The organism is Brevibacillus sp. NRS-1366, from assembly GCF_050467985.1.
The window spans coordinates 1-25763 of the sequence record NZ_JBITPN010000060.1; the positions used below are offsets into that span (position 1 = coordinate 1).

Consider the following 25763-nt stretch of genomic DNA (forward strand, 5'->3'; position numbering starts at 1 on the left):
GTGGAGCTCTTCCAGCGTTTCGTTCAAATGGGCTTCTGTTTGCTTAGAGCTTTCGAGTTCTTGACGCAGCTGCTCGAGTGTCATGCTCCAATCTGTATCCTGTGACGCATAATTTGCAATCGTCTCTTCATGCTGGTTGAGAAGCTGTTCGTATTCCGTTTCTTTTTGTGAGTAGGTCTCCAGTTGCCGGTGGAGCTCTTCCAGCGTTTCGTTCAAATGGGCTTCTGTTTGCTTAGAGCTTTCGAGTTCTTGACGCAGCTGCTCGAGTGTCATGCTCCAATCCGTATCCTGTGACGCATAATTTGCAATCGTCTCTTCATGCTGGTTGAGAAGCTGTTCGTATTCCGTTTCTTTTTGTGAGTAGGTCTCCAGTTGCCGGTGGAGCTCTTCCAGCGTTTCGTTCAAATGGGCTTCTGTTTGCTTAGAGCTTTCGAGTTCTTGACGCAGCTGCTCGAGTGTCATGCTCCAATCCATATCTTGTGACGCATAATTTGCAATCGTCTCTTCATGCTGGTTGAGAAGCTGTTCGTATTCCGTTTCTTTTTGTGAGTAGGTCTCCAGTTGCCGGTGGAGCTCTTCCAGCGTTTCGTTCAAATGGGCTTCTGTTTGCTTAGAGCCTTCGAGTTCTTGACGCAGCTGCTCGAGTGTCATGTTCCATTCCGTTTCCTGCGATACGTAATTCGCTATGGTGTCTTCGTGCTGCTTGAGAAGCTGGGCGTATTCCGCTTCTTGCAGACGATGCGCCTCCAGTTGCCGGTTGAGCTCTGCCAAGGTTTGGTTCCATTGTGCTTCGGTTTGCGGAATTTCGTCCAGACGACGGTACAGCTGTTCCACCGTTTCGTTCCATTCCAGTTCCTTTTGCTGATAATTTTCCAATTTTTGGTTCAATTCGTTTGAAATCTTGTTCCATTCCCTATCCTTCAACTGAAAGTCACTGACCAACCCGTCGTGTCGGTTAAGAAGTTCTTCGTATTCCTTTTCTTTGATCTGGTACGCATCAAGCTGGCGATTTACTTGGTTCAAGGTCTCGTTCCATGTTGCTTCCCGGGACTGATAATCTCTGATGGTACTGTCCTGTTGTTTGAAAAGCAGCGTGTATTCTTCTTCTTTATTCCGATACGCATGAAGCTGGTGGTTCAATTGTTGCAAGGTTTCGTTCCATGTTGCTTCCTGGGACTGGAATCGCGCGAGAGCTTCGTCTTTTTGCTTCAATATTTGCTCGTAATTGCTATTTTGTTGCGACTTTTCCGCTTCTCGCAATTTCTCCTTCATTTGTTCCAGATGTTGTTCCCATTTCGCTTCTTTTTGTTTGTAATGGGAGATCGCCGTTTCCCGTTGTCCTAGCAATTTTTCGATACTTTCCACTTTGTTTTCCAATTTCTCAACTAAAGCGTTGGAGCGCTTTGTCGCTCGGTTTAATTCTTCTTCCTTTAATTGGTGAGCCTGTATCGCATTATTCAACTGCTCCAACTGTTTGGAGTACCATTGATCTCGTTCGTGGTACTGATGCAGCTGTTCTTGCAGATCTTGGTTATCATTGCTCAATTGCATAGCTTTTTCTTCGTAGTAATGGGCCTGCTGCTTCAGCAAGAGAAGCTTTTCTCTCCCAGGGCCTGCGGCTTTGCTGGAACTTGTCGCTTTGCTGGAGCTTTTCTTTTTTAGAGCCACACTCGTCCCTCCTTTTTTGTGTGTGTTCCCCTATAGACATATGTAATAGGGAAGGATGTGTGCATGCCCTAAGGGAGAAGAAGGCTCTTCCTTCCTTGAGCTGACGCTATTCTGCTTCAAAATAGGACCTTATGAGAGAAAGAAACAGGAGAAGATTACTCTTCTCCCGTCCGCTACGCTTTCCTCTATGCAATTATGGGAAGGACGGAGTTGGGATCACATCAGGGAATGTGATGCAATCCTGGACATTGATATTGGCATCGCCGCCACCGTCGGCTGCGACCAGCAGGTTGAAAGGCGTAACGAAGCTCGTGGTTCACCAAATGAACGAGCCGCCGCCGCCGAAAAGACTGTCCGTACCGGCCCCACCTACTAGAATGTTCAATTCCTCACCGGGGGTGACGGGAAAGTCCCCCTGTATCGCTGTACCTCTTCCAGCTGATTCGCCACCGGGACCGGTGGAGCTACCACCTCTAGCCCCTATAGCCCTGATGGTCAATGAGGCCACACAAGGAGGAACGGTAAACGATTGAAGCCCGCCTGTATATGAAAAGGTTTGCGTGGGCATTGTGCATATCTCCTTTCTCAATTGGTTCAAAAGTGATTCACGCAGATTTAGACGGTTGCCATCTATGTTTATGTCTATCCAACAGGATTGGATTGGGCGGAATAGGCGGATAACGGAATTCCGCGAAAGGAAAACGGCAAACAGAGAATCAAAAATTGACTCTTTTGCGAAAAACATGATTGTACAAACAAGACATAAAAAAAAGACGGAAGAAGGTTAAATCTTCTCCCGTCCAAATGCGATTACGGGAAGGACGGCGTCGGAATCACATCCGGGAACGTAATGCAGTCTTGAACGTTGATGTTGGCATCGGATACTTGTTTGACCAACGTGTCAAATACGACCGCACCGATGGCGTTTCTCAGGATCAGGCGGAAGGTATCGAATGCGCCTGGAAGCTCTTGCAGGGTCAGCTCGGCGCTGAGTGTCTCGGTGGTGCCGGTCAGGGTGAAAGTCCGGATACCCGTAGCGGTGATGACCAGCTGCAGGCCGCCGCCAGGGAGGGCCGTGCAAGCAGGCGAGCTGATTTGAACAGGCGTAAAGACAAAGCTGAAATCGCCAAGAATTTCGTCTGTCGGAGTCGGGGTCGGAGTAGTTGGCACCGTATCGACAAACGTATAGGAGAACGTGCTGGCCCCCGGATCGCAGCTCGGGCAGATATCGGCGAGCAATTGCTCTGTCCCTGTTTCTGCCGCCCCGTCGAAGAAGACCGTGGAGTTGGTCAGAAGAGCGTTGGCGGTTCCCTGGCAGTCGCAGTTTCTGCGCGGGAAGAGATCCGGGCACTGAGGCGGGAATGTGATCGGCGGGCAGATGAACGAAGGAGTCGGCGCTGGTACCGGAATAGGCGGGCGAGGCTGACAGAACTTAGCCAGTACTTCCAGCTTGACTTCCGCTTCTACCTGTACCTCCTTGCAGATGACTATCTCCAGTTCCACCATACCGCCTAACAGGACGCTGTTTGTCGGGGTGCAGTCTACGGAAGTGATGCGGCACAGAATATTAGATTCATCCAGCGGCTCTGGCAAGCAAAGCACCATTTCGTCATCAAACTGGATGGTGGCCGGGAATTCGCAGAGCAGCGTGCCATCGGCAAAAATGCGAATCAGAAGGGTGGCGCCGAACAGAAAGCGGACGATCCCGACAGGAACGATGTTTCCGTTGACAATGATGTTTTCGCGCCGGATCCCAATGATGGTGCAGGAAAAGTCCAGGGACTGTGTGGGCTGCGGTTTGGGGATGAGCGGGAACGTCGGGGGAACAATTGGCTCCACGCATTGGATGGTGATGTTCTGACTCGCACGAATCGCTGCATCAACCAACGCTCGGCAATCGTCTGGGATCGGAACCTTGTTCCTATCCCTATTGGCGGCAACTACCCAGTCGTACACCTTTTGGACGCGGATGCACTCTTCCTGCAGGTTGTTTGCCATAGGCTCCGGGGTCGGAATGATCGGCGGTGTTGGTGCGGAAGTGGGAGGTACGGATGGACTTGGAGAGGGGGTAGGAGGAGGCGTGGGCGTACTGATCTTGGCCACAAACGCATCAGCGGGTCCACCCCCATACAGCGTTTGAAAAGCGCCCGGGGTAATGGGAAACGGAATGGGATCCGTTTCAGGACTGCTCGTCAATCCCGTAATATAGGCGTTTCCGAAGTCATCGGCGGCGATCCCGGCACCCGAATCATCTTGCCCTCCGCCCAGGTAGGTGGAGTAGATGAGAGCGGTTCCGCCTGGATTTAGTTTGGCTACAAACGCATCTTCAACTCCTCCGAACGTCGGCTGAAAGGCACCGGGAGTGATGGGAAAGGGAACGGGATCCGTTTCAGGTGTCTGTGTAACTCCCACGACGTAGGCGTTGCCCAAGGAATCGACAGCGATCGCATTTCCGAGATCCAACTGCCCGCCGCCTAGGTAAGTGGAGTAAACGAGCGCATTGCCTGCTGGATTCAGTTGGGTGATGAACGCGTCAAAGCTCCCGCCGAAGGTCGTCTGAAAGGCTCCTGGAGTGATGGGGAAGGGAACGGGATCCGTTTCAGTAGTCTGGGTGGAGCCTGTCAGGTAAACGTTTCCCAAGCTGTTGATCGCGATTCCATTTCCGGAATCGTTTTGGCTTCCGCCCAAGTAGGTGGAATAAAGGAGAGCATTCCCTGCCGAGTTGAGTTTGGTGACAAAGGCATCAGATAAGCCCCCAAAGGTCGTCTGAAAGGCACCGGGAGTGATAGGGAAAGGAATAGGATCTGTTTCAGGAGTCTGGGTGGAGCCTGTCACATACGCGTTTCCCAAGCTGTCAACGGCGATGGAAAACCCTTGATCCAGCTGGCTTCCGCCCAGGTAGGTGGAGTACAGGAGGGTAGTCCCTGCCGCGTTCAGCTTGGTTACAAAGGCATCAGTGATGCCTCCGAATGTTGTTTGAAATGCCCCAGGGGTTATGGGAAAAGGAAGAGCAGCCGTTTCCGGGGTATCCGTGTCTCCCGTTACGTAGGCGTTTCCCGAAGAATCGACGGCGATGCCAATTCCTAGTTCGGGTCCCTCTCCGCCCAAATAGGTGGAATAGAGGAGGGCGTTTCCGGCGGCGTTCAGCTTGGTGATGAACGCGTCTGTTCCGCCTCCGTACGTCGTCTGAAAGGCCCCCGGAGTGATGGGAAACGGAACGGGATCTGTCTCAGGGGTGCTCGTGCTTCCCGTCACGTAAGCGTTTCCTAGGGAATCGACGGCGATGTCATTCCCGAAATCCACTTGCCCTCCGCCCAGGTAGGTAGAGTACAGGAGAGCGTTTCCAGCGGCATTTAGTTTAGTCACAAAAGCATCAAATCCCCCTCCGCCGTAGACGGTTTGAAAGGAGCCAGGAGTAAGAGGGAACGGAACGGGGTCTGTTTCAGGGGTGCTGGTTCCTCCCGTCACGTAGACGTTCCCGGCGGCATCAACGGCGATGGACGAGCCAAGATCGGTTTGCCCTCCGCCCAAATAGGTGGAGTATTCCAAACCGGGGTCGATGATCAAGGGGGAGCTTGGATGATAGTCTTTCCCAATCCGAAAACCTACGACCCATTCTCCATCTTCCTGATGGCCGATCAGAAAGGAGCTGGATACCGATGTCCGCTTGCCGTCGATTTCCTGATAGCTTGCAGGCTTGGCATCGTTGAGTTCCCCGATCTCCGTATGAATCAGAAGGTTTCCTCGCTCGTCCAAAGATAACTCTTTTGCCCCGCGATAGGCAAACTGAATCGCGGATGCGTTCGCACCGGGCTGAACCACAAATTCATACTTGATCTGCTTCTTCTCGCAGCGGAACACAAGATCAATGCCTGGCCAAAGCTGCGGATAGAAAACTTGCTCGAAGGTTGGAATATCGGTATGCCATTTTGCGGGATTATTTCCTTTAAAATAGTTGATTTTCCCTTCTGCCTGCTGCTGGCCGATTGGCTTCACATCCGGATCGGCATCTATAAACCGTAGGGACAAGCGAACTCCGCGGACTTGGGGAGCCTGCTTTTGACGGATAGGGGAAGAAGGCGCCGAATCCATCAGATTGCTGCCGGCTGGTGTCTCCCGAAAGGTAAACAAAACCTCTCCTGGCAGGAAATACGCTTCCTGGCTTGATCCACGCACATAATAATGAATGTTGGGATTCGTCTGACCAACATTCGGAACAAAAAAGGGGGACATATTTCCCATACGTCTCAAAACATGCTGTCTGGTCTCCTCTGTGATGGACATGGTGAAATTCTCCTTTCATATTCCATTTCTTTTTTTCATAGAGAACGGGAGGAGATCGCTCTTCTCCCGTCCCTGTTCCTTCCCTCTATGCAATTACGGGAAGAACGGCGTTGGGATGACATCTGGGAACGTGACGCAATCCTGGGCGTTGATATTCCCATCGGATACGGATTTGACGAGCGTATCGTATACAACCGCGCCGATGGCGTTACGCAGGATCAGACGGAATGTGTCAAAGGCGCCTGGAAGTTCACTCAGCGTAAGCTCGGCACTGAGAGTCTCTGAGGTGCCGGTTGCAGTGAAGGTCCGGATACCGGTAGCGGTGACCACCAGCTCCAGGCCGCCGCCGGGTAAGGCTGTGCAAACAGGAGAGCTGATCTAGACAGGTGTGTAAACAAAGCTGAAATCGCCTAGAATTTCGTCGGTCGGTGTCGGTGTCGAAGTTTTGGTTGTACGAATTAGGCGTAGAAAAAGACGGGAGAAGATCTTTCTTCTCCCGTCCGCTTCGCTTTCTTCTATGCAATTACGGGAAGGACGGTGTTGGGATCACATCTGGGAACGTAATGCAATCCTGAACATTGATATTGGCATCGGGTACGGATTTGACCAACGTATCGAACACAACCGCGCCAATGGAGTTACGCAGGATCAGGCGGAATGTGTCAAATGCGCCTGGGAGTTCGCTAAGGGTAAGCTCGGCACTTAGAGTCTCTGTGGTGCCAGTTGCAGTAAACGTCCGGATGCCAGTAGCGGAGACCACCAGTGACAAGCCGCCGCCAGGAATCGCTGTGCAAGTAGGCGAGCCGATTTCAACAGGTGTAAAGACAAAGCTGAAATCACCTGGAATATCGGATGGTGTTGGTGTCGGAGAGGGTGGAGGTACAATATCAACAAACGTATACGAGAACGTGCTGCTTCCCGGATCGCAACTCGGGCAGATATCGGCGAGCAATTGTTCTGTCCCCGTTTCTGCCACACCGTCGAAGAAGACTATGGAGTTGGTCAAGAGGACGTTGGCTGTTCCTTGGCAGTCGCAGTTTCTGCGTGGGAAGAGATCTGGGCACTGCGGCGGGAACGTGATCGGTGGGCAGATGAACGAAGGAGTCGGAGTCGGCACTGGAATGATTGGACGCGGCTGACAGAACTTCGCCAACACTTCCAGCTTCACTTCCGCTTCCACCTGGATCTCTTTGCAGATGATGACTTCCAGTTCCACCATGCCTCCAAGGAGTACAGTACCAATCGGCATGCATTCGACGGCGGTGATGCGGCAGAGGATGTTGGATTCATCGAGCGGCAGGGGCAGGCAGAGCACGATTTCGTCATCGAATTGGATGGTGGCTGGGAATTCGCACAACAGCGTGCCGTTGGCAAATACACGGATCAAGAGAGTTGCGCCGAACAAGAAGCGAACGATACCGACGGGAACGGTGTTTCCATTTACGATAATGTTTTCGCGCCGGATGCCGATGACGGTGCAAGAAAAGTCCAGCGACTGTGTGGGTTGAGGTTTCGGGATCAGCGGGAATGTCGGAGGAACCATCGGTTCCACGCATTGAATGGTGATATTTTGACCAGCACGTATCGCTGCGTCTACCAGCGGACGGCAATCGTCCGGGATCGGAACCTTGTTCCGGTCTCTGTTGGCGGCAACTACCCAGTCGTACACCTTTTGGACGCGGATGCACTCTTCCTGCAGGTTGTTGGAAATTGGAGGAGATGCAGTCGGAGTAGGCGTCGGTGTCGGCTGTTGGCGACCCTTAATGGGCTTCATGTGATTCACCAGTGTGATCCTTCCTTTCCATGGGTATTTGCTTTTGCATTTACATACTATGGGGGAAACTGGATTTTTGCTTGTCAACGAATGCCTATTTTTAGGTTGTTGTCCAAATAAATGGAATATCCAGACTCAAAACGGAATCTGAAACTTTTGGATAAACCAATCGTCATCATGCTTTCGCCTTGAATGATACCGGATTCGCTGCGCCACAGCGCCGTGCCGTAAAACGTCTTTATCGATTTCCATGGGATTGGAATGGAGAATTAGTTTCTTGCACGCCAAGATTCTGGAATCGTTAAAATGGCTGTACGCCATTCGCAGCATGTTGTAGTACACGTGTTCGTTGGTTACGGGATATGGATGGGATTTACGAAACAGGTGGAGTACTTTCACGGCTGGCTGAACAAAGCATTTGTATCCAAACAGCCATAGTTTGATGGATATTTCGATGTCTTCAAAACCCCATACACGGAATCCGTGATCGAATCCGCCAATATCGGAGAAAACGTTATTCGATACTGCCAAACAGCCACCGGGAAGAATGGCGACCTCGGTGGGATGATTCTGTTGGCGGAGCCACGAAATGCCTAATCGCGGATTCAGTGTCTGACCGTATCCAATGTAAGTTGGGTGATCTGTGGATGCGATTCCTGGCGACACGGCGTCAGCCACTCCGGAACGGATCAGTTCCAGCAACCGGTCAATCCAGTAATCTTCAAAATAGAGATGGGCGTCGCAAAAAATCAAATAGTCTCCTTTTGCATGCTCTGCTCCAAGGTTCCTTGCAGGTGCCGCTCCTATTCCAGTCGTGGTGATCAATCTCACCTTATCCCCATCAACTTTGGGTGCGATAAGCCGGCAACAATGGTCTGTCGAGCCGTCGTCGACCACGATGATTTCAAACGGATAATCAGTTTTCGATTGAAGAGCGGACGTTACCGTATTGTGCACATTTTCTCCTTCATTCTTGGCCGGAATAATGATGGAGACCAACGGCAGCTGCTCAACTGACATGTGACCACTCCTTTCTCCCTTCCATGGTATGCATAGCCCATGGAAGGGGATATCCGTACCTGAGAAATTCGTGACCGTTTCATCACTCCAGGCGTTAGGCACTCATACAATAGACACGGGTGTATCCGAGCATTTGCAAAGGAGTGAGCAGCATGGATGTCGAGGTCTATTATGGCGGGTTACGGGGCGGGACCATGCCGTATACGGTTTTGCCTGCTTTTCGTCTGTTCTGCAAACAGAACGGATTTCAAATAAAGTGGGATGCCAAAAACAAACGGATTGATTTGGATTCGGGACTGAAGGGGAAAATTTGCGTTCTGGCTTTGGGCGGGGCTGCTAGCGAGACTGCCTATGAAAGGGAGATATTGGGCAAAGTGCACAGGTTTCTGTCTGATTTTGGAATTGAAGTGGTACTCTTCGAGAAAAAGTCGGAAATTCCGAAAGACATGGATGTGGCCATCCGCTTCAGCGCAAAAGAACTACGCACGGTAGTGAAACCAAAATTGGAACTGTACCAGAGTGATAACGAGAAGCCCAAAAGCTTGATCAACAGCCTTCAAGTGGAGTTGAAACATACGGGAATCACCTGTGTGTTAAAAGGGCAAAAAGAGACACGTTCCGCTAACGCTTTTTTGGCCATACAATTACATCTCCCCAAAGCCACCGATGCGTCGAGGCGGAAGGCTTACGGAGAAAAAGTTGCATTTTACCTCGCATCAGGAATTCTACGATACTTTCAGGCAGCCCAGCAAATATTGCCAATCTCGTATCTGCCGCCTCACATACTGAAAGAATTCTTTGGCAGCGTATGGAAGGATTCAGTACTTCCTACGGGACATGAAGATGAACAAGAACAAGTATTAGAACAAGGACTAAAAACGGAACTAGAACTAGAACAAGAACAAGAACAAGAACTAGAACTAGAACAAGAACAAGAACAAGAACTAGAACAAGAACTAGAACTAGAACAGGAACTAGAACAGGAACTAGCACAGGAACTAGAACAGGAACTAGAACAGGAGCATGAACAGGACCAGTCTGAACAAACCGAACCGGGGAAGGAAGAACAAGAAGAATCGCTGGAAGAGGCAGCCTTACTTGATGAAGAAAAACAAACGCTGGATGAAAAGCGGATAGAGGCGGAAGTGTTCTTTGATTACACCTTATTCCATTCTGATGCGGAGCACAGGCCGTTTTTACTCATGGGAAACTTGTATGTAAAAAACACGGGGACGGAAAACTTGATCAATCCTATTGTTTGCCTTCGCGTGTCTCCTGTCGAGAGCATCAAGCTTGGCGGGCAAATCCTACCGCCCAATCTGGTGGAAACCATGGGCGTGCAAAGCTCGGCAGGAATCAAAGGATGGAGATACCTGGAGGATGACTGGTTTTCACGGGCACAAGAGCGAGGGGAGTACTGGATTGCGCCCATTCAGCCCATAATCATTGCGCCGAAAGCGACGGAGCCTTTCCAAAACTTCCAGATTTCCATCAAGAAACCAGAAACCGGGAACACGGTTTCCGTTGAAGGGGTTGTCCTGTTTAACGAACAGGAAGTCCATTTTCCGGCAAACAACCGGATCGCCATTTCGTTCTGATTCCCCAAAAAAATAAGCCATCGCTCTCCGAAAGCGATGGCTACTGCTTATCTTCTTCCCTATTCGATGAACATTTGCACGAAGGTTTTGCCGTATGGACCTCCGTCCGCAATGGCAACAGTTGTAGGAAGGATTCAAGATGTTCGCGCGGTACCCGGAAGAATCCATCAACATCTTATGTCCTGCGGCAACTGTCGAGTTCTGGGCAAGATTTTCGGCTGCCGAACGATTTCATCATCTGGAATGGCGATCCATAAATAGGTGAGGTGTGGCTGAAGTAGCCGTTTTTCACCAAATCCTGTGCTTTTACTCGCGCGACATTTTCCAGCTTCATGTCGACTTGAAGAGGGGAAAGTCCGTTATTTGCGGGCTTCTTATTCACAAGCTGAATCATTTCTTTCTCATCTGCCGTAGAGTCGGAAGGCAGTGGTACTTGAGAATCAGGTTGCTGCGGAGTACTTGGCTGTCTGGTTTCATTACGGTATCTTGTTTTTTCAGCTTGGCGTATTGTTGCTCGATCTTCTCAAGCGTTTTCTTGTCCACCTTCAACTTATAGTCGAAATTCAAGGCGGCAAGCATCTTTTCCACTTCTTGCACTTGGGCATTACGCATCCCGTTTTTCAACGGGGCAAACGATGCTTTGGCATAAGCGGGTTGTCCGATTGTGGAGAGCGAGACGAACAGGGAAAGGGTTGCTGCAATCTTCGGAATGTTGCGATTGATGGCATCACGCCTTTCGCTGGTTTGTCGCCCCAAATGTTACTAGAGTCAGGTTTAAAAAAACAATGCACATATATTGGAAAGGGATGGAGAACAAATGTATGATCTGTCATGGATGGACTTGGCGATTCTGATATTGGCCAGCTTTCGCCTCACTCACTTGATCGTCTTTGATGAAATCACGACGTTTCTTCGAGAACCATTTTTTACCGTTACGTATGAGGTGGATTCGGCAGGACAGGTCGTTCGGAACACCCATTTCAAGGGAAGTGGTTTGCGACAGTGGATCGGAAAGCTGCTCAGTTGCCACTGGTGTGTGGGAATTTGGTCAGGTGTAGCCATCGTAGCGCTATATTTTTATGTACCGGCTGCATACCCCCTCCTGCTGATTTTGGCGATAGCGGGGGCAGCGGCCATGATTGAGACGAAGATGTATTCGGGATGAGGGAGTCCCGGTACCATCATCTCTTGAAAAAGCCTTGGCTTCTTTTGAAATATGCTGCTTCTTCGGTAGTAAGGGGCATCACCTCGTCTACGATATAACAGATCATCCGGTTTTGGCCACTTGGATCCTTCATGAATTTAGAAGCAAGGATGTCTACTTGATTCTCAGGTATACTTGTGTTAAGAGGAATGTCCCAAACGAAGAACGGCGAAGATGCCATGTAGGTTCCGACCGCTGACCCGTTTACAAGAGCATTGCACGGAAAATGGATCGGTTGTCCGCCGTGGATGGACTGGGTTCTGCCTTTCACAAGCAAAGTGGTAATGCCCGGATCCGTTTGAACGCTGATTCTGAACAAGGGTGGAGCCCATAAATCTCCGTACCGGTTCATGCTAGTGATCTTGTCCGGATGTCCAAATGAGGAGGGGATATTTGTCTGCCCGACATTTACCGGAGGAGACTGAACCGCCTTTTTCCGGTAGTGCGGGGCATGTCTCAACCAGGTAGGGGAGACGGATCCATAATGTTTTTCCACCGTCATAAGGACTTCACTGATTCCAACCGTATTCCATTGGGTTGCGGTTTTCGTCGTGCTGTAGACTCTTGCGTTGGCCAAAAAATCATTGACATAGGCAATGGTGTGGTTTTTGGCAATCCGGATCCAGAGGTCATAGTCCATGCAAAAATGGAGTGTTTCATCCACTCCGTCCATTTCTTGAAATACGTTTTTCCTGATAAAAGCGGCGGGCTGGCAGATGACACAACCGTGGTACAAGTTGTTGTAATCCGCAGGAGTGACATGTAGCGCCGTCTGCACTTGGCTGTGTTCGTTTATGACATAGCATTTTCCGTGCGCCATGCCGCAATCGGGACGAGTTTGTAGCGCCTGGACCGCCTTTCTGATCGCACCCGGCTGATAGGTGTCGTCCGAATTCAACCAACCGATAATTTCTCCCCGCGCCATGGTCAAGCCCTTGTTGATGGCGTGGGACTGCCCACGATCCTTCTCAGAAACGAATCGGAAACGGTCGCCCATGTGGCTGTACAGTTGCAGGATCGAAACTGTGGCGTCTGTCGATCCGCCGTCGACAATAATATGTTCGACGTTTGGATAGTCTTGATTCCGGACACTCTCTATCGTTTCCTTGATAAATCTGCCCTGATTAAAAGAAGGGGTAATCACGCTCACTAACGGTAGGCTCTGATTATTCACAGGCAATCACTCCAATTCAGCTAGCCAATTTTCAAAAGTACGGATGAATTTGATATCGAGTTGAACACTTTTGATTCTTCGATTGATAGAGGTATTACCTCATCCGCAACAAAACTCACCATTCTTTTATCTACTGAAGTAAGAAAGAATGAGGAGAGTATATCCACTTCAAACTTTTCTTGTTTCGACGGCACGGGTATATTCAGCAAAAAAGTCGATCCTACGATATAGTTTCCGGCCGGCTGCCCATCTACCTGGACAGAACATCGAAATTTGTAATGCTCGGGAAGATGGGGAGCCGATGCAGAGGGAATCTTTCCTTTAATGATCAAAGAGTGCACCGGGCAGCACGCATCTGTTTCGACGGAAAATGTAAACCGAGGAGGAACCCATAAATCGTCATACCTGTTCATACTAGTTACCATGGGCAAACAGTCAAAAGCGGACTGGTTTCTCAGGAAATGTAAGAGACCTGTAATTCCTTTGTCACCATGTTGGTTTTGGTAGGCCAACAACCATGTTTTCGAAATGGTTCCGTAATGTTTCACGCTGGTCCTCAGAACTTCAGGGATTCCGACCGTGCTCCAGAGGGTGGATGTTTTGCATGTACTGTGGGCTCGGGCATTTGCCAAAGCGGCTTGTATGAACCCAATGGTATGTTTTTTGGCGATCCGGATCCACAAGTCGTAATCCATACAAAAATGGAGCATTTCATCTACTCCTTCTACCTCTAGAAACACATTCTTTCTGATAAACACAGCAGGTTGGCAGATCATACATCCGTCAAACAATAGTTGATAATTAGCCGGTGCCACATAGTAATCACTCTGTTTTTTGCTGTTCTCGTCAATCGTATACCCCTTGCCATACACCATCGCCCAGTCAGGGTGTCCCTGCAGCGCATTTACGGCTTGTTGGATCGCGCCAGGCAAATAGGTGTCGTCCGAATTTAGCCAACCAATGATCTCCCCTTTTGTCATGGCCAATCCTTTGTTGATTGCGTGGGATTGGCCACGGTCCTTCTCCGATATGAAACGGATGCGCTCCTCAAACTGGCTGTATTCCTCCAGGATAGCAAGCGTGTCATCCGTAGAACCCCCGTCAACTACAATGTATTCGATGTTGGGATAGTCCTGATTGAGGACACTTTCTATCGTTTCCCGGATATATTTGCCTTGATTGTAGGAAGGGGTGATAACACTTACTAATGGGAAACTTTGATGAACCACTGGCATCACTCCAATAGGGATAGAATCTGGGATTACATGGTAATGCTACGAACAGGATATGTACAAGGGCTCGGGTTTGAACCGGGTTAGGTTCATTAATTCAAGCAGGTATCCACGATAGAAAATCGGGCATTTTTCATACATAAATAGCCGTTTCTGGTAGTATTCATTCGACATATGGTAAAGTGTTGCGATTTCCAATCGATACACAGTCGCTTGCATTTAATGTACAGGCACATCGGGTCTGGTGGTATGTCCAGTGGATTGAGCGGGAAGGGAAAGATAATTAGAACGATATGAAGGAGGGACTGACCATTCTGACGGAAAGCGAGCTCCTACATTTTAAAACGTTGGCAAAAAATACGTTGCAAGACTTTGATTTTGATCGATTGCATGTGCAGTTCTCAATCAGATGTCAACTCATTGAGTATAAAAATATCTCGCTGGTTCTGGATGTCGGAGCGAATACAGGACAATATGTAGGCACCATTAGACAACAGGGGTATGTTGGGAATATCTTGTCATTCGAGCCATTGTCAGAAGAATTTGCCCAATTAAGCGAAAATGCGTCCCAAGACCCCAAGTGGGAATGCAAGCATATGGCACTGGGTAGTTATAACGGCCTTTGTGAAATGAATAGAGCGGGCAATTCTTACAGCAGTTCAATCCTTCCGATGCTGGATAAGCATCTCTCCAATGCACCGGACTCCATTTATGTAGGCAAGGAAACGGTTTCGATTTCACGGCTGGATTCACTCGGGCAGGAGATCTTAGGAGGACATGAGCGTATTTATTTGAAGATTGATACACAAGGATACGAAATGGAGGTTCTCAAAGGGTGCGAGCGTGTCCTAGACAAGGTGGAGGCAATCGAACTGGAATTATCGGTTGTTCCTCTTTATGATCGTCAAATATTATACCAACAGTTGATTCAATATCTGGACATTCTAGGCTTTGATCTGGTTTGGATGGAAAGAGGATTTTCCGACCAAACCACTGGCGAAGTTCTCCAGTTTGATGGCATATTCCTAAGACGATAACGGCAGCCAGCACATCAATGTGCTGGTCTTCTTTATACAGATAAGAATTTATAACAAATCTTAACCAGTATAAGTACAACTACGGCTCTGATGTCGCCTAAAGGCTCAGCATCGCCGAGTTTTCTAATTGTAGGAAGGATAGGCCTCTATCACGCTTATCGAGAGAATCGACTATTTTCATTGATTTATAGAGCATCTGCTCCCCCCAGTTCATATGATGACTCATGCCAAGAGTATATCGGACAGAGGTGCATCGGATGAAACTGGTATTATTATCGGGCGGCTCAGGAAAACGGTTGTGGCCGCTGTCCAACGATGTGAGATCGAAACAATTTTTACAAATGCTTAGGAATCCCAATGGCGAGATGGAATCCATGGTCCAACGGATCTGGAGACAATTGAGTTCGAACCATTTAACGGAAGAAGCGTTTATTTCAACAAGCAAATCGCAAGTAGATTTGATTCAGAACCAATTGGGAACGAATGTGCAACTGATCATCGAACCTGAATCACGAGATACATTCCCGTCTATCGCATTGGCTGCTACCTATCTCTATTCGAAACGCAGTGTCGATCTTTGCGAAATCATTACAGTCATGCCGGTTGATCCATACGTAGAGGAACTGTTTTTTACAAAGATGAAGCAGTTAGAGGAAACGATTATCAAATCGGGTTCAGATATTGCGTTAATCGGGGTAACGCCCACCTATCCTTCTACAAAATACGGCTACATGATTCCTCGCAAGGAAGAAGGAGACAAACAGGCCTATCAAACGGTTCATAGCTTCAAGGAAAAACCGTCCGAAGAAGAGGCAATGAGGCTATTGGAACAGCATGCACTATGGAATTGTGGTGTGTTCGCATTTCGATTGGGCTATATCATTGAGCTTCTTGAAGAAAAGGGATGGCCCACCGAATATGATAGGTTCATTCAACTATACGAAAGCCTGCCTAAAATCAGCTTCGACTATGAGGTGGTTGAAAAGGCAGGAAATGTCGTTGTAATCCCCTATGAAAGAAGCTGGAAGGATTTAGGTACCTGGAATACGTTGACGGAGGAAATGGATGTTAACTTCGTGGGTAGAGGATTTATGGGGGAGGATTGCACGAATACCCATGTCATCAATGAGTTGGATCTGCCCGTTGCCGTAATCGGCTTATCCGATATGGTAGTCGCAGTCAGTCCGGACGGGATATTGGTTTCAGATAAAGCGAAAAGCCATCTGGTAAAAAATGTAATGAAGGATATGAACCAAAGGCCGATGTTCGAGGAACGAAGATGGGGCTGGTATCATGTTCTCGATTACCAAAAAATGTTTGAAAAGGAAGAAATATTGACAAAAAGGCTACACATCCATGCAGGAAAAAACTTGAGCTATCAATACCACCGAGAGCGTAGCGAAGTATGGGTGATCGTTGCTGGTGAAGGTGAGTTTGTCAAAGACGATTGTCTTAGTTTGGTCGGTCCGGGAGATGTCTTGCAAATCCCTGTAGGCGCGAAGCATGGGATCAAAGCGATCAATGATATCGACATTATCGAGGTGCAGATGGGGAGCAGGCTGGAGGAAGAAGATATCATTCGTCTCTTCATGTCCTGGGAAGAGTTGAAAGCATATCTAAACACGAGAGGGCGTGGGGGCAAGCCATGAGGCGCTGGAAAGATAAGAACATCATGGTGACCGGAGGAGCTGGTTTTCTCGGTTCACACGTCGTGGAACGGTTACGCAAAGAAGGATGCAAACAGATTATCGTCCCACGGAGCAGGGAATACGATTTGCGAAATCCGCAGGCCAGCATCGACCTCGTAGCCAAAACAAGACCCGATTTGATCATACATTTGGCCGCTTCGGTAGGTGGAATAGAAGCGAATCGTAAAAATCCTGGATCGTTTTTTTACGATAATTTATGCATGGGCATCCACTTGATGGAAGCGGCCAGACTCGGTAATGTGGAAAAATTCGTGGCCTGCGGTACGATCTGTTCATATCCCAAGTTCGCTTCCGTTCCGTTCAGGGAAGAGGATTTGTGGGACGGATACCCTGAAGAAACCAATGCCCCATACGGTTTGGCCAAGAAAATGCTGCTGGTGCAAAGTCAGGCATACCGGCAACAATACGGTTTCAATTCCATATTCCTGCTCCCGGTCAACCTGTATGGTCCCCGTGACAATTTCGATTTGGAGACTTCCCATGTCATTCCGGCTCTTATCAGAAAATGCCTGGAGGCGAAAAAACAAAACAAGGACCACATCACGGTATGGGGATCAGGGAAAGTGACCAGGGAATTTATCTATGTAGAGGATGCAGCGGAAGCGATTCTGCTTGCGGCGGAGCGTTCCGATAGAGAAGAGCCGGTAAATATCGGAACCGGAGAGGAAATCACGATAAAGGCTCTGGCAGAGCTGATTGCGGAGGAAACAGGGTTTCTCGGCGAATTTCGGTGGGATTCCGAAAAGCCGGACGGTCAGCCGCGAAGATGTCTCCATGTGCAAAAGGCCAAAGACTACTTTGGATTCGAGGCCAAGGTGAGCTTGAGAGAGGGATTGAAAAAAACGATCCAGTGGTATGCAAATCTGACGGAAGGAAGGAATCATGCAGAATGAATCGGCCGATGGAATCTCCGCAAGCGGCTTTTTACAGGCAGTTCATCGCTCAGGGAGACCTGTGTTTTGACGTGGGAGCCAACTCAGGGGACAAGACAAACGTTTTTCTGGAGTTGGGAGCCAGAGTCGTCGCAGTCGAACCGCAAATAAAGTGCGCAGACATCCTCCGCAACAAATTTGGACTTAACCCAAACTGTATCATCATTGATAAGGCGCTTGGGACAGGTGAGGGGGAAGGAATCATGTACCTGAACGATGCCGACGTCCTTTCCACATTGTCAACAGAGTGGATCGAGCGCATGCAGGAAAGCGGGCGCTTCCAGGGGGCACTCTGGAGGAACCAAATTTCCGTTCCTCTTACATCGTTGGACAGATTAATTGAGCAGCACGGTGTTCCCGCTTTTTGCAAAATAGACGTGGAAGGGTATGAATGGCATGTTTTGCAAGGATTGTCCCTACCGCTGCCAGCCCTCTCAATCGAATTTGCCGAAGAGACGATTCACAACTCCGTTCACTGTATCCATCGCCTTCTAGAATTGGGCGACTATGAGTTTAATTGCGTCAAAGGGGATAACACGTCTCTAGAATTCAACCAATGGGTTGATTTGGCAACGATTTGCAGCCATCTCGGACAGCGCACAGAGCGATTTATGTGGGGAGATGTTTATGCAAGGCAAAAAGGGTGACCAAAGATGATAGATAAGACGTTCTGGAAAAACAAAAAAGTTTTCATTACAGGGCACACCGGCTTTAAAGGCTCCTGGCTCTGCTTATGGCTGCACTCTTTGGGCGCAAACATCACCGGATTTTCCCTGTCCCCCCCTACAACCCCAAATTTATTTGAATTATGCAGAATTGATTCTTTGGTTTGTTCCATCATTGGGGACGTACGATCAAAGGATAGCGTGCAAGAAGCTCTTTTGAATGCAAAACCCGATATCGTCATCCATATGGCTGCCCAGTCGTTAGTCCGGTCTTCTTATGACATTACCGGCGAAACCTACGAGATCAATGTCATGGGGACCGTCTACCTTCTGGAAGCGGTTCGGATGGCTGCACAAAAAGGTATTCCTATCAAGGCGGTTATCAATGTAACGACCGACAAATGTTACGAAAATAAGGAGTGGGCATGGGGGTATCGCGAGCAGGATGCACTGGGAGGATATGACCCTTACTCCAACAGCAAGGCGTGCTCCGAGTTGGTCACGATGAGCTATCGTCATTCTTTTTTTAATCCCGCTGAGTATGGCACCCACGGAGTAGCACTGGCATCGGCCCGAGCCGGAAATGTGATCGGCGGGGGTGATTGGGCCACAGACCGCCTGATACCCGATTTCATTCGTGCCTTGTTTGAAGGAACGAAACTGAAAATTCGCAATCCCGGAGCGGTCCGGCCATGGCAGCATGTTCTTGAGCCCCTAGGGGGGTATCTTCTTTTAGCTCAAAAGCTGTGGGAGGACGGAAGACGGTTTTCACAGAGTTGGAATTTCGGACCATACGATCAGGGTGCGCAAACGGTCGAGTGGATTGTCAGAAAGCTTTGCGCCAAATGGGGAGAAGACGCTGCATTTGAAATCGTGCCTGATGCCCAGTTGCATGAGGCCCATTCTTTGAAGTTGGATTGTTCCAAGGCCAGAAGTGAGCTCGGTTGGAAGCCGAAATGGAATCTCGAGGACACACTCGATCTCATCCTCGATTGGACCCGCGCTTACCAACAAAAACAGAACCTCAGGGCTCTTTGTTTGAGGCAGATTGAACAATACAGCGCCTTGAACCAATCGGATAGGCAGGGGGCCACAAGGAAGGAGGACGCTGGATGAAGGTCGTTATTTTGGCTGGCGGGTATGGCACCAGGATTAGCGAAGAATCGCATTTGCGGCCAAAGCCGCTGATTGAAATTGGAGACAAACCGATTATCTGTCACATCATGTCCATCTACTCCCATTATGGTTACAACGATTTCGTCATCTGTTTAGGCTATAAAGGATTCCTGATCAAAGAGTTCTTTGCCCATTACTTTCTGTACCAATCCGACGTCACTTTTGATTTTCGCAACGATAACCAGATGATCATTCATAACCGATGTGCAGAACCTTGGAAAGTTACGTTGGTCGATACCGGAAAAGATACGATGACGGGAGGCAGGGTAAAACGGATTCGACCATATGTGGGGGACGAACCCTTTCTGCTAACTTACGGAGATGGAGTATCAAGCATCAACATCCGGGAGCTTGTGGACTTTCATTGTTCTCACGGAAAATGGGCAACGGTGACAGCGACGCAGCCAGCAGGAAGGTTCGGCGCATTAAACCTGGAGGAAGGAAACAGCGTTACCGGATTTCAAGAAAAACCTAAGGGAGACGGCGGTTGGGTCAATGCGGGGTTTTTTGTGATGGAGCCTCAAGTATTCAACTACATTGAAGGCGATCAGACCACATTTGAAAAAGAGCCGTTGGAGGGCCTGGCCAGAGACGGTCAACTGATGGCGTTTAAATATCCCGGCTTTTGGCAGCCAATGGATACGTTACGGGATAAAAACTATCTGGAAGACCTATGGAAGTCAGGGAAAGCAGAATGGAAAAAGTAAAGACTCCCCCGCAATGGACTGTCCTCACAGACAACAAAAAAATGATGAGGAGGCGTTATCATGAACAGATTTTGGGATAGAATCATTTCTCTGTTGTTTCAAAAAGAGCAACCGAAGAGAGTGGTTGCGATCGGAGCACCTTTGGGAGAAAATGCAATCCAATTGTTGCATTATTGCCACAACAAAGACGGGAAACTGTTCATCATTGATCCATTCTCAGCTTTGCAGGAAGATCAGCGGATAGAAGGATATCGTCCATATTTACATGTTTTAAAAGAAGAAAGCTTGGAAGCAATGCCAAAAATCGGCTCAGTTGATGCTGTTCTGATCGATGGTGACCATAATTGGTACACGGTGTACAACGAATTGAAATATATAGAGAGCGTCGCGGAGGAAAGCGGCAAGTTCCCTCTCGTTTTCGTACATGATACCGAGTGGCCCTATGGACGACGAGATCTCTATCACGATCCTGAAACCATACCGCCCGAATTCAGACAGCCGTATGCCCAAAAAGGCATTGTCTACGGGCGGAGTGAACTGGTGGATCAAGGTGGGTTCTGTGAAGGCGGTTACCATGCCATCCACGAAAATGGGGAAAGAAACGGGGTACTTACAGCCATTGAAGATTTTTTGGGTGAAACCAACATTCCCCTTTCGTTCTTCCGTCTCACTTCCAATAATGGGCTGGTAATCATTACGGAGGCAAACCGGGATTCGGATACGTATATCGAAATGATCACGAAACATTCGGGACTGTAGTCCGAGACCCGTCTAATGATAATCGTGAGCCAAGGTATTGTTCTGACTTCAAAAAACGCAGAGGAAGTGTGAGAATGCCTAAACATGCGGCTATCGAATACTATTTGGAATTGCTTAAAAAAACAATTTTGTATGAGATCTGGTTGGAACATGAACAAGGAGCAACCCCCGAATCTCGACGGCTGGGTCAAGATTGGCCGGCGATTGCCCACAGCATGATCGGAAGAGTCCGGATGGATAATATTCAGCAATGCATGGAATCAGTAGTGGAGGATAACATCGAGGGTGATTTTATTGAAACAGGGGTATGGAGAGGCGGAGCCTGCATTTTTATGAGGGGCTTTCTCAGAGCCCATGGAATCACTGATAGACGTGTTTGGGTAGCCGATTCTTTTGAAGGATTGCCCGAACCCGATGTTGTGAATTATCCAAATGATAAAGGCTATATGTTTCATACAATTGATTATTTGAAAGTCTCTTTGGAGCAAGTGATGGAAAATTTCCGGAAATACGATTTATTGGATGAGCAAGTCCGCTTTTTGAAAGGCTGGTTTAAAGACACGCTGCCCACGTCTCCGATCGAGAGCATCGCGGTTGCCCGATTGGATGGGGACATGTATTCCTCGACCATGGACAGTTTGAGCAGCCTTTATCCGAAGGTTTCGGTCGGCGGATACGTGATCATCGATGATTTCGCTGCAGTGCCGACTTGTGCGGCTGCGGTATGTGACTATCGAAAAGAATTCGGGATTGACGATCCTCTTGTGATCATTGACAATGCTGGCGTTTATTGGAGGAAAACAAAATAAATAAACCCAGGGGATTGGCCCAAGGCTTTTCTGTTTGCAAGGATCCGGCTACCGTCGATTGGGCTTTTCCCTGGGTATGGTAAATTTTCAGGGATCGGGAGGAAAGCTATGAATGATTATATGTTGAACTTTCATTCGTTAAGTATTGATTTTGTTGAAAAATTTCAATCCATTCAATATAACGGAATACCTTTAGGGTTATTTTATAACTTTTTTTATGCTGTCTTTGGTGGTGGTAATACAAAGTCGTTACTAAAAGAAAAATCATTCAGAGATCAGTTAGGGGTGAAAATCAACCGGGAACAAGAGATACAAAAACGCTATGATGCCATCATGGATCCCATCATGAACAGCAGCATCAAAAAACCCCGCCAGGGCAAGGTTTTGCTATATGATTATGCGCTGGCAGCCCATACGTTTATCCATTACCTCGATCCTTCTAAAACCTTCTTATTGACTAATGACAATGCCATGCAGACCATGGCACAGTTTCATGTAGAAAAAAGTGAAATAAAGAATGAATTGGTACGAAAAGCGAAAAAGATCTTTGAACGATGTACAGCACACCCCATCTTCTCAAATGGCGGATTTCAAACTTCCATTTTGGACGATCATTTTCCGGCAATATGTAATTTGTTAATTCAAGGTGAAAATCTTTTTAACCAGGTTCCCATTTCTTGTGTCATCGTTGGGACAACCATGGATCCCCTCAGTCGCGTTTTGTGTCTGGCAGCAGCCCAAAAAGGAATACCGAGCATTAATATGCAGCATGGAACCATTGTGCTTGAAGAAGCTTTCATGCCGGCATTTGCAACCATAACGGCTGTTTTAGGGAATTACGAAAAGGAATGGTATCAAAGGCGCGGGGTTGCCGAGCATCGATTGGAAATCACGGGTCACCCCAGACATGATGTGATATTTTCCGGACCGCCAGCGTCAAAGGAAATGTTCCTGCATAGCGTAGGTTTGGATCCTCAGAAAAAAATCGTGTTGATCCTGTCTCAAGAAGATGTGGAGCTTACGAATTTGACTTACTTTATTGAAAATCTTGTCCTAAACGTTTCCCCCCAGATTCTGATAAAGCCGCACCCTTCCGAATACGCTTTCCAATCCACTCACATCTACAATACATTGCTGCAACTTCCAGGGGTCAGGTTGACAAATGAATTTTTTTATCATCTCGTTCCTCATGTGGATCTTGTCGTTGTGATCAATAACTCAACTGCCGGTTTGGAGGCGATGTTAGCCAATAAACCGCTGCTGTGTTTAAAGAGACAAAAGGAGGATCCCTCTTTTATCCAGGATTTCTATGATGGCATGGGCAGCTTTACGGATAACATTCCCGGCATGCTTGCGGAAAAAGCGATCAAATTGCTTTCCAATGACAGTGCTGCAAACCAGGAATATCAACTGCGAAGCAATCAATTTGTTTCATCGAGGTACCCGAAAAAAAACGCCACCAAGGAATTGTTTGACTTGATTTACAGATTAACCGGTGCCTCGTTTATCAATCCCGATAATAGGCCCCCATTTTATTCTTATGGATAGGTGATCGGAGAAGAGGAGTACCTCCGGGGAGGATACGATATGAACGAATATATGATGAATTTTTACTCTCTGACTTTCGATTTTATGGAACGGTTTCAATCCGTGCAGTATAAAGGAATACCTTTAGCGTTATTTTATAACTTTTCTTACGCTTTAAATAAAGGCAATGCAAAGTCATTATTAAAAGAAAAGTCTTTCCGAGACCATCTCAAAATTCAAATCCATCAAGATCAAGAGATACAAAGACGCTATGATGCCATCATGAATCCGCTCATGAGTACCGCAACCGGAAAAATACGGCGCGATGGCAAGGTACTGCTTTATGATTATGTGCTGGCGGCTCATTCGTTCATGCATTTCCTTGATCCTTCGAAAATGTTCATGATGAACCATGACAATGTTCTGCCGATATTGGAACAGTACCATATTGAAAAAAGTGAAATAAAGAATGAATTGGTACGTAAAACGAAAAAGATCTTTGAACAGTGTACGACACACCCCTTCCTCTCCAATGAAGAATTTCAAAAATCCATCTTGGAAAAATCTTTCCCCACCTTCGTGAATTTGCTGATTCAAGTTGAAAATTTATTTGACCAAGTCCCCATTTCGTGTGTCATGGTTGGTACGACCCATGATCCTGTCAGTCGAATTCTATGCGTGATGGCGGCTCAAAGAGGCATACCAAGCATTAATACACAACATGGTGTCATTGTGCTTGAAGAATCTTTTATGCCGGTATTTGCAACAAAAACTGCTGTTTTAGGGAATTACGAAAAGGAATGGTATCAAAGACGCGGGGTTCCCTGGCATCGGTTAGAAATCACGGGTCATCCCAGACATGATGTGATTTTTTCAGGACCGCCAGCGTCAAAGGAAATGTTCCTGCAGAGCATAGGTTTGGATCCGCAGAAAAAAATCGTGTTGATCCTGTCCCAAGCAGATGTAGAGCTTACGAATTTGACTTACTTTATTGAAAATCTCGTCCTAAACGGTTCCCCCCAGATTCTGATAAAGCCGCATCCTCATGAATATGCCTTCCAATCCACTCACATCTACAATCCATTGCTCCAACTTCCAGGGGTCAAGTTGGTTAATGAATTTTTCTATCATCTCGTTCCTCATGTAGATCTTGTCGTTGTTATCAATAACTCGACTAGCGGTCTGGAGGCGATGTTAGCCAATAAACCCGTGCTGTGTTTAAAGAAAGAAAAGGATGATCCTGCTTTGATCCAAGACTTTTATGATGATATGGGCAGCTTTACGGATAGCCATCCGAGCAGGCTTGCCGAAAAAGCGATCAAATTGCTTTCCAATGACAGTGACGTAACCGAACAATATCAAATGAAAAGAAATGAATTTGTTTTATCGAGGTACCCGAAAATAAACGCCACCAAGGAATTGTTTGACTTACTTCACAGATTAACCGGCACCTCGTTTATCAATCCCAATCATAAGCCCCCGTTTTAGGTTGATCCCTATTTTTCCAACAATTAGGTTTGTCAACTATTTCACCAAAATTTGACATGCATATAAATAAGAATGTGAAAGATTTGCTTGGGTCAAATTGAAGACAATTGGGGGAGGCAAATCATGTCGATACCTATTATTTTTATGCATCGAACAGATGATGATTACTTATCTTTTATTTTGCGACAAGCAAAATTGGCCAGCCCGGAATCCGATGTGGTGTTGATTGGGAACTCGTCCAACAGCAAATATGCGTCAATGGGCATCAAACATGCCATGATCGCACACTATCATGGTGGGGCATCTGAATTCGCAAACGTGTATAAGCACTTGAGCCCCTGTGAATATGTCTATAATTTGTTTTGCTTTCAGCGGTGGTTTATTTTGAGGGATTATATGCGTGGAAACAATATTTCCCAATGCTGGACGCTTGATACAGATGTCATGCTGTATGCCAACTTGAACCTGGAAGAATACAAAAGATTTTCCAGTGAATTTACCTGGACGACATATATGTCTTTACAAGAACTAGAAGAGCTTTGTTCGGTTACCCTGAACCATTTCAGGGATCCCCGATTATTTGAAGATCTCAAAACGTTTACGAAAGAAACTGGAAACTACATCAAAGAAACGGGAATGCTGGCATTGTCCGACATGGTTACCCAAAGGCTGTATCTCGAAAAGTTTTTGAAAAGGGACAGGACACACGGAATAATCGGCAATTCTTTCTTTGACAACAATTTGTACTTTTCGTTTCCCGGTGTCGAGACACTGGATAACAGGAAAAAACTGTACATGATAAACGGCTATTTACATTGCAGAAAGGAAAACTCCACCCAATTTATTCAGGTAAATTCGGTGCATTTCACCACGGCAGCCAATAAAAAATATATTCCCTATTTTTTTGGACCAAGTCTGGTTCCGCTGGCCAATGGAACGTTTTATTTCGATTACAACAATTGTAGATGGGTGCCTGCACAGTTGTAGCAATGGAGTACCC

The 25763-nt window shown here is 47.6% G+C and carries 24 protein-coding genes; 15 read left to right on the forward strand and 9 right to left on the reverse strand.

Annotation, left to right across the window (positions count from 1 at the left end):
- The 3 genes from ACIFQN_RS32720 to ACIFQN_RS32730 form a co-directional block, all read right to left on the reverse strand.
- Positions 1–1668, reverse strand: a 1668-nt coding sequence (locus ACIFQN_RS32720) for a hypothetical protein (protein ID WP_429837234.1), incomplete at its 3' end; no start/stop codon positions are given.
- 316 nt (positions 1669–1984) lie between these two features.
- Positions 1985–2236 (reverse strand): hypothetical protein, encoded by a 252-nt coding sequence (locus ACIFQN_RS32725; RefSeq protein WP_429837235.1) that lies wholly within the window; start codon positions 2234–2236, stop codon positions 1985–1987.
- 242 nt (positions 2237–2478) lie between these two features.
- Positions 2479–5952: an SBBP repeat-containing protein gene (locus ACIFQN_RS32730; RefSeq protein ID WP_429837236.1), complete on the reverse strand. Its 3474-nt coding sequence runs from the start codon at positions 5950–5952 to the stop codon at positions 2479–2481.
- Positions 5953–6082: 130 nt separating this feature from the next.
- Between ACIFQN_RS32730 and ACIFQN_RS32735 the strand changes: the two genes are divergently transcribed.
- A complete protein-coding gene (locus ACIFQN_RS32735; protein WP_429837237.1) occupies positions 6083–6334 on the forward strand; it encodes a hypothetical protein in 252 nt (83 codons plus the stop codon).
- A 141-nt stretch (positions 6335–6475) separates the two neighbouring features.
- On the opposite strand, the gene ACIFQN_RS32740 is transcribed toward ACIFQN_RS32735, so the two are convergent.
- Positions 6476–6958, reverse strand: coding sequence for a hypothetical protein (locus ACIFQN_RS32740; RefSeq protein ID WP_429837238.1), 483 nt, complete (start codon positions 6956–6958; stop codon positions 6476–6478).
- A gap of 18 nt (positions 6959–6976) precedes the next feature.
- Between ACIFQN_RS32740 and ACIFQN_RS32745 the strand changes: the two genes are divergently transcribed.
- Positions 6977–7846: a hypothetical protein gene (locus ACIFQN_RS32745; protein WP_429837239.1), complete on the forward strand. Its 870-nt coding sequence runs from the start codon at positions 6977–6979 to the stop codon at positions 7844–7846.
- A 15-nt stretch (positions 7847–7861) separates the two neighbouring features.
- Here ACIFQN_RS32745 and ACIFQN_RS32750 read toward each other — a convergent pair whose 3' ends face one another.
- Positions 7862–8746, reverse strand: a complete 885-nt coding sequence (locus ACIFQN_RS32750) for a glycosyltransferase (RefSeq protein ID WP_429837240.1) — start codon at positions 8744–8746, stop codon at positions 7862–7864.
- Positions 8747–8898: 152 nt separating this feature from the next.
- On the opposite strand from ACIFQN_RS32750, the gene ACIFQN_RS32755 reads away from it, so the two are divergent.
- Complete coding sequence (locus ACIFQN_RS32755; protein ID WP_429837241.1) at positions 8899–10344, forward strand: hypothetical protein; 1446 nt, start codon at positions 8899–8901, stop codon at positions 10342–10344.
- 175 nt (positions 10345–10519) lie between these two features.
- Here ACIFQN_RS32755 and ACIFQN_RS32760 read toward each other — a convergent pair whose 3' ends face one another.
- Together ACIFQN_RS32760 and ACIFQN_RS32765 are read right to left on the reverse strand one after the other, a co-directional pair.
- The gene (locus ACIFQN_RS32760; protein WP_429837242.1) at positions 10520–10738 is read right to left on the reverse strand and encodes a CAP domain-containing protein; all 219 of its coding nucleotides are present in this window, start codon (positions 10736–10738) and stop codon (positions 10520–10522) included.
- Entirely contained in the window at positions 10735–11100 is a 366-nt protein-coding gene (locus tag ACIFQN_RS32765) for a hypothetical protein (protein ID WP_429837243.1), read from the reverse strand. The genes ACIFQN_RS32760 and ACIFQN_RS32765 overlap by 4 nt, the downstream gene beginning before the upstream one ends.
- Positions 11101–11161: 61 nt before the next feature.
- Between ACIFQN_RS32765 and ACIFQN_RS32770 the strand changes: the two genes are divergently transcribed.
- A complete protein-coding gene (locus ACIFQN_RS32770) occupies positions 11162–11509 on the forward strand; it encodes a DUF1360 domain-containing protein (RefSeq protein WP_429837244.1) in 348 nt (115 codons plus the stop codon).
- A 16-nt stretch (positions 11510–11525) separates the two neighbouring features.
- On the opposite strand, the gene ACIFQN_RS32775 is transcribed toward ACIFQN_RS32770, so the two are convergent.
- Positions 11526–12722: a glycosyltransferase family 2 protein gene (locus ACIFQN_RS32775; RefSeq protein ID WP_429837245.1), complete on the reverse strand. Its 1197-nt coding sequence runs from the start codon at positions 12720–12722 to the stop codon at positions 11526–11528.
- 20 nt (positions 12723–12742) lie between these two features.
- Positions 12743–13951, reverse strand: a complete 1209-nt coding sequence (locus ACIFQN_RS32780) for a glycosyltransferase family 2 protein (RefSeq protein WP_429837246.1) — start codon at positions 13949–13951, stop codon at positions 12743–12745.
- 296 nt (positions 13952–14247) lie between these two features.
- On the opposite strand from ACIFQN_RS32780, the gene ACIFQN_RS32785 reads away from it, so the two are divergent.
- The 11 genes from ACIFQN_RS32785 to ACIFQN_RS32835 all read left to right on the forward strand — a co-directional run bounded on the left by ACIFQN_RS32785 (position 14248) and on the right by ACIFQN_RS32835 (position 25750).
- Positions 14248–14991, forward strand: coding sequence for an FkbM family methyltransferase (locus ACIFQN_RS32785; RefSeq protein WP_429837247.1), 744 nt, complete (start codon positions 14248–14250; stop codon positions 14989–14991).
- Between the two features lie 257 nt (positions 14992–15248).
- Positions 15249–16640 (forward strand): sugar phosphate nucleotidyltransferase, encoded by a 1392-nt coding sequence (locus tag ACIFQN_RS32790; RefSeq protein ID WP_429837248.1) that lies wholly within the window; start codon positions 15249–15251, stop codon positions 16638–16640.
- The gene (locus ACIFQN_RS32795; protein WP_429837249.1) at positions 16637–17593 is read left to right on the forward strand and encodes a GDP-L-fucose synthase family protein; all 957 of its coding nucleotides are present in this window, start codon (positions 16637–16639) and stop codon (positions 17591–17593) included. Before ACIFQN_RS32790 ends, ACIFQN_RS32795 begins: the two co-directional genes overlap by 4 nt.
- Positions 17590–18279 carry an FkbM family methyltransferase gene (locus ACIFQN_RS32800; protein WP_429837250.1) on the forward strand — a complete coding sequence of 230 codons (690 nt, stop codon included), beginning with the start codon at positions 17590–17592 and terminating at the stop codon, positions 18277–18279. The genes ACIFQN_RS32795 and ACIFQN_RS32800 overlap by 4 nt, the downstream gene beginning before the upstream one ends.
- A 6-nt stretch (positions 18280–18285) precedes the next feature.
- Positions 18286–19413, forward strand: coding sequence for a CDP-glucose 4,6-dehydratase (gene rfbG / locus ACIFQN_RS32805; protein ID WP_429837251.1), 1128 nt, complete (start codon positions 18286–18288; stop codon positions 19411–19413).
- Positions 19410–20180, forward strand: a complete 771-nt coding sequence (rfbF, locus tag ACIFQN_RS32810) for a glucose-1-phosphate cytidylyltransferase (protein ID WP_429837252.1) — start codon at positions 19410–19412, stop codon at positions 20178–20180. Before rfbG ends, rfbF begins: the two co-directional genes overlap by 4 nt.
- A 60-nt stretch (positions 20181–20240) precedes the next feature.
- Entirely contained in the window at positions 20241–20939 is a 699-nt protein-coding gene (locus ACIFQN_RS32815) for a class I SAM-dependent methyltransferase (protein WP_429837253.1), read from the forward strand.
- Positions 20940–21013: 74 nt separating this feature from the next.
- Positions 21014–21748 (forward strand): TylF/MycF family methyltransferase, encoded by a 735-nt coding sequence (locus tag ACIFQN_RS32820; RefSeq protein ID WP_429837254.1) that lies wholly within the window; start codon positions 21014–21016, stop codon positions 21746–21748.
- Positions 21749–21856: 108 nt separating this feature from the next.
- On the forward strand, positions 21857–23296 hold the full coding sequence (locus tag ACIFQN_RS32825) for a hypothetical protein (RefSeq protein WP_429837255.1): 1440 nt from the start codon (positions 21857–21859) through the stop codon (positions 23294–23296).
- A gap of 39 nt (positions 23297–23335) precedes the next feature.
- Positions 23336–24763, forward strand: coding sequence for a hypothetical protein (locus tag ACIFQN_RS32830; protein WP_429837256.1), 1428 nt, complete (start codon positions 23336–23338; stop codon positions 24761–24763).
- Positions 24764–24886: 123 nt separating this feature from the next.
- Positions 24887–25750 (forward strand): hypothetical protein, encoded by an 864-nt coding sequence (locus ACIFQN_RS32835; RefSeq protein ID WP_429837257.1) that lies wholly within the window; start codon positions 24887–24889, stop codon positions 25748–25750.
- The last annotated feature ends 13 nt before the right edge of the window (positions 25751–25763 follow it).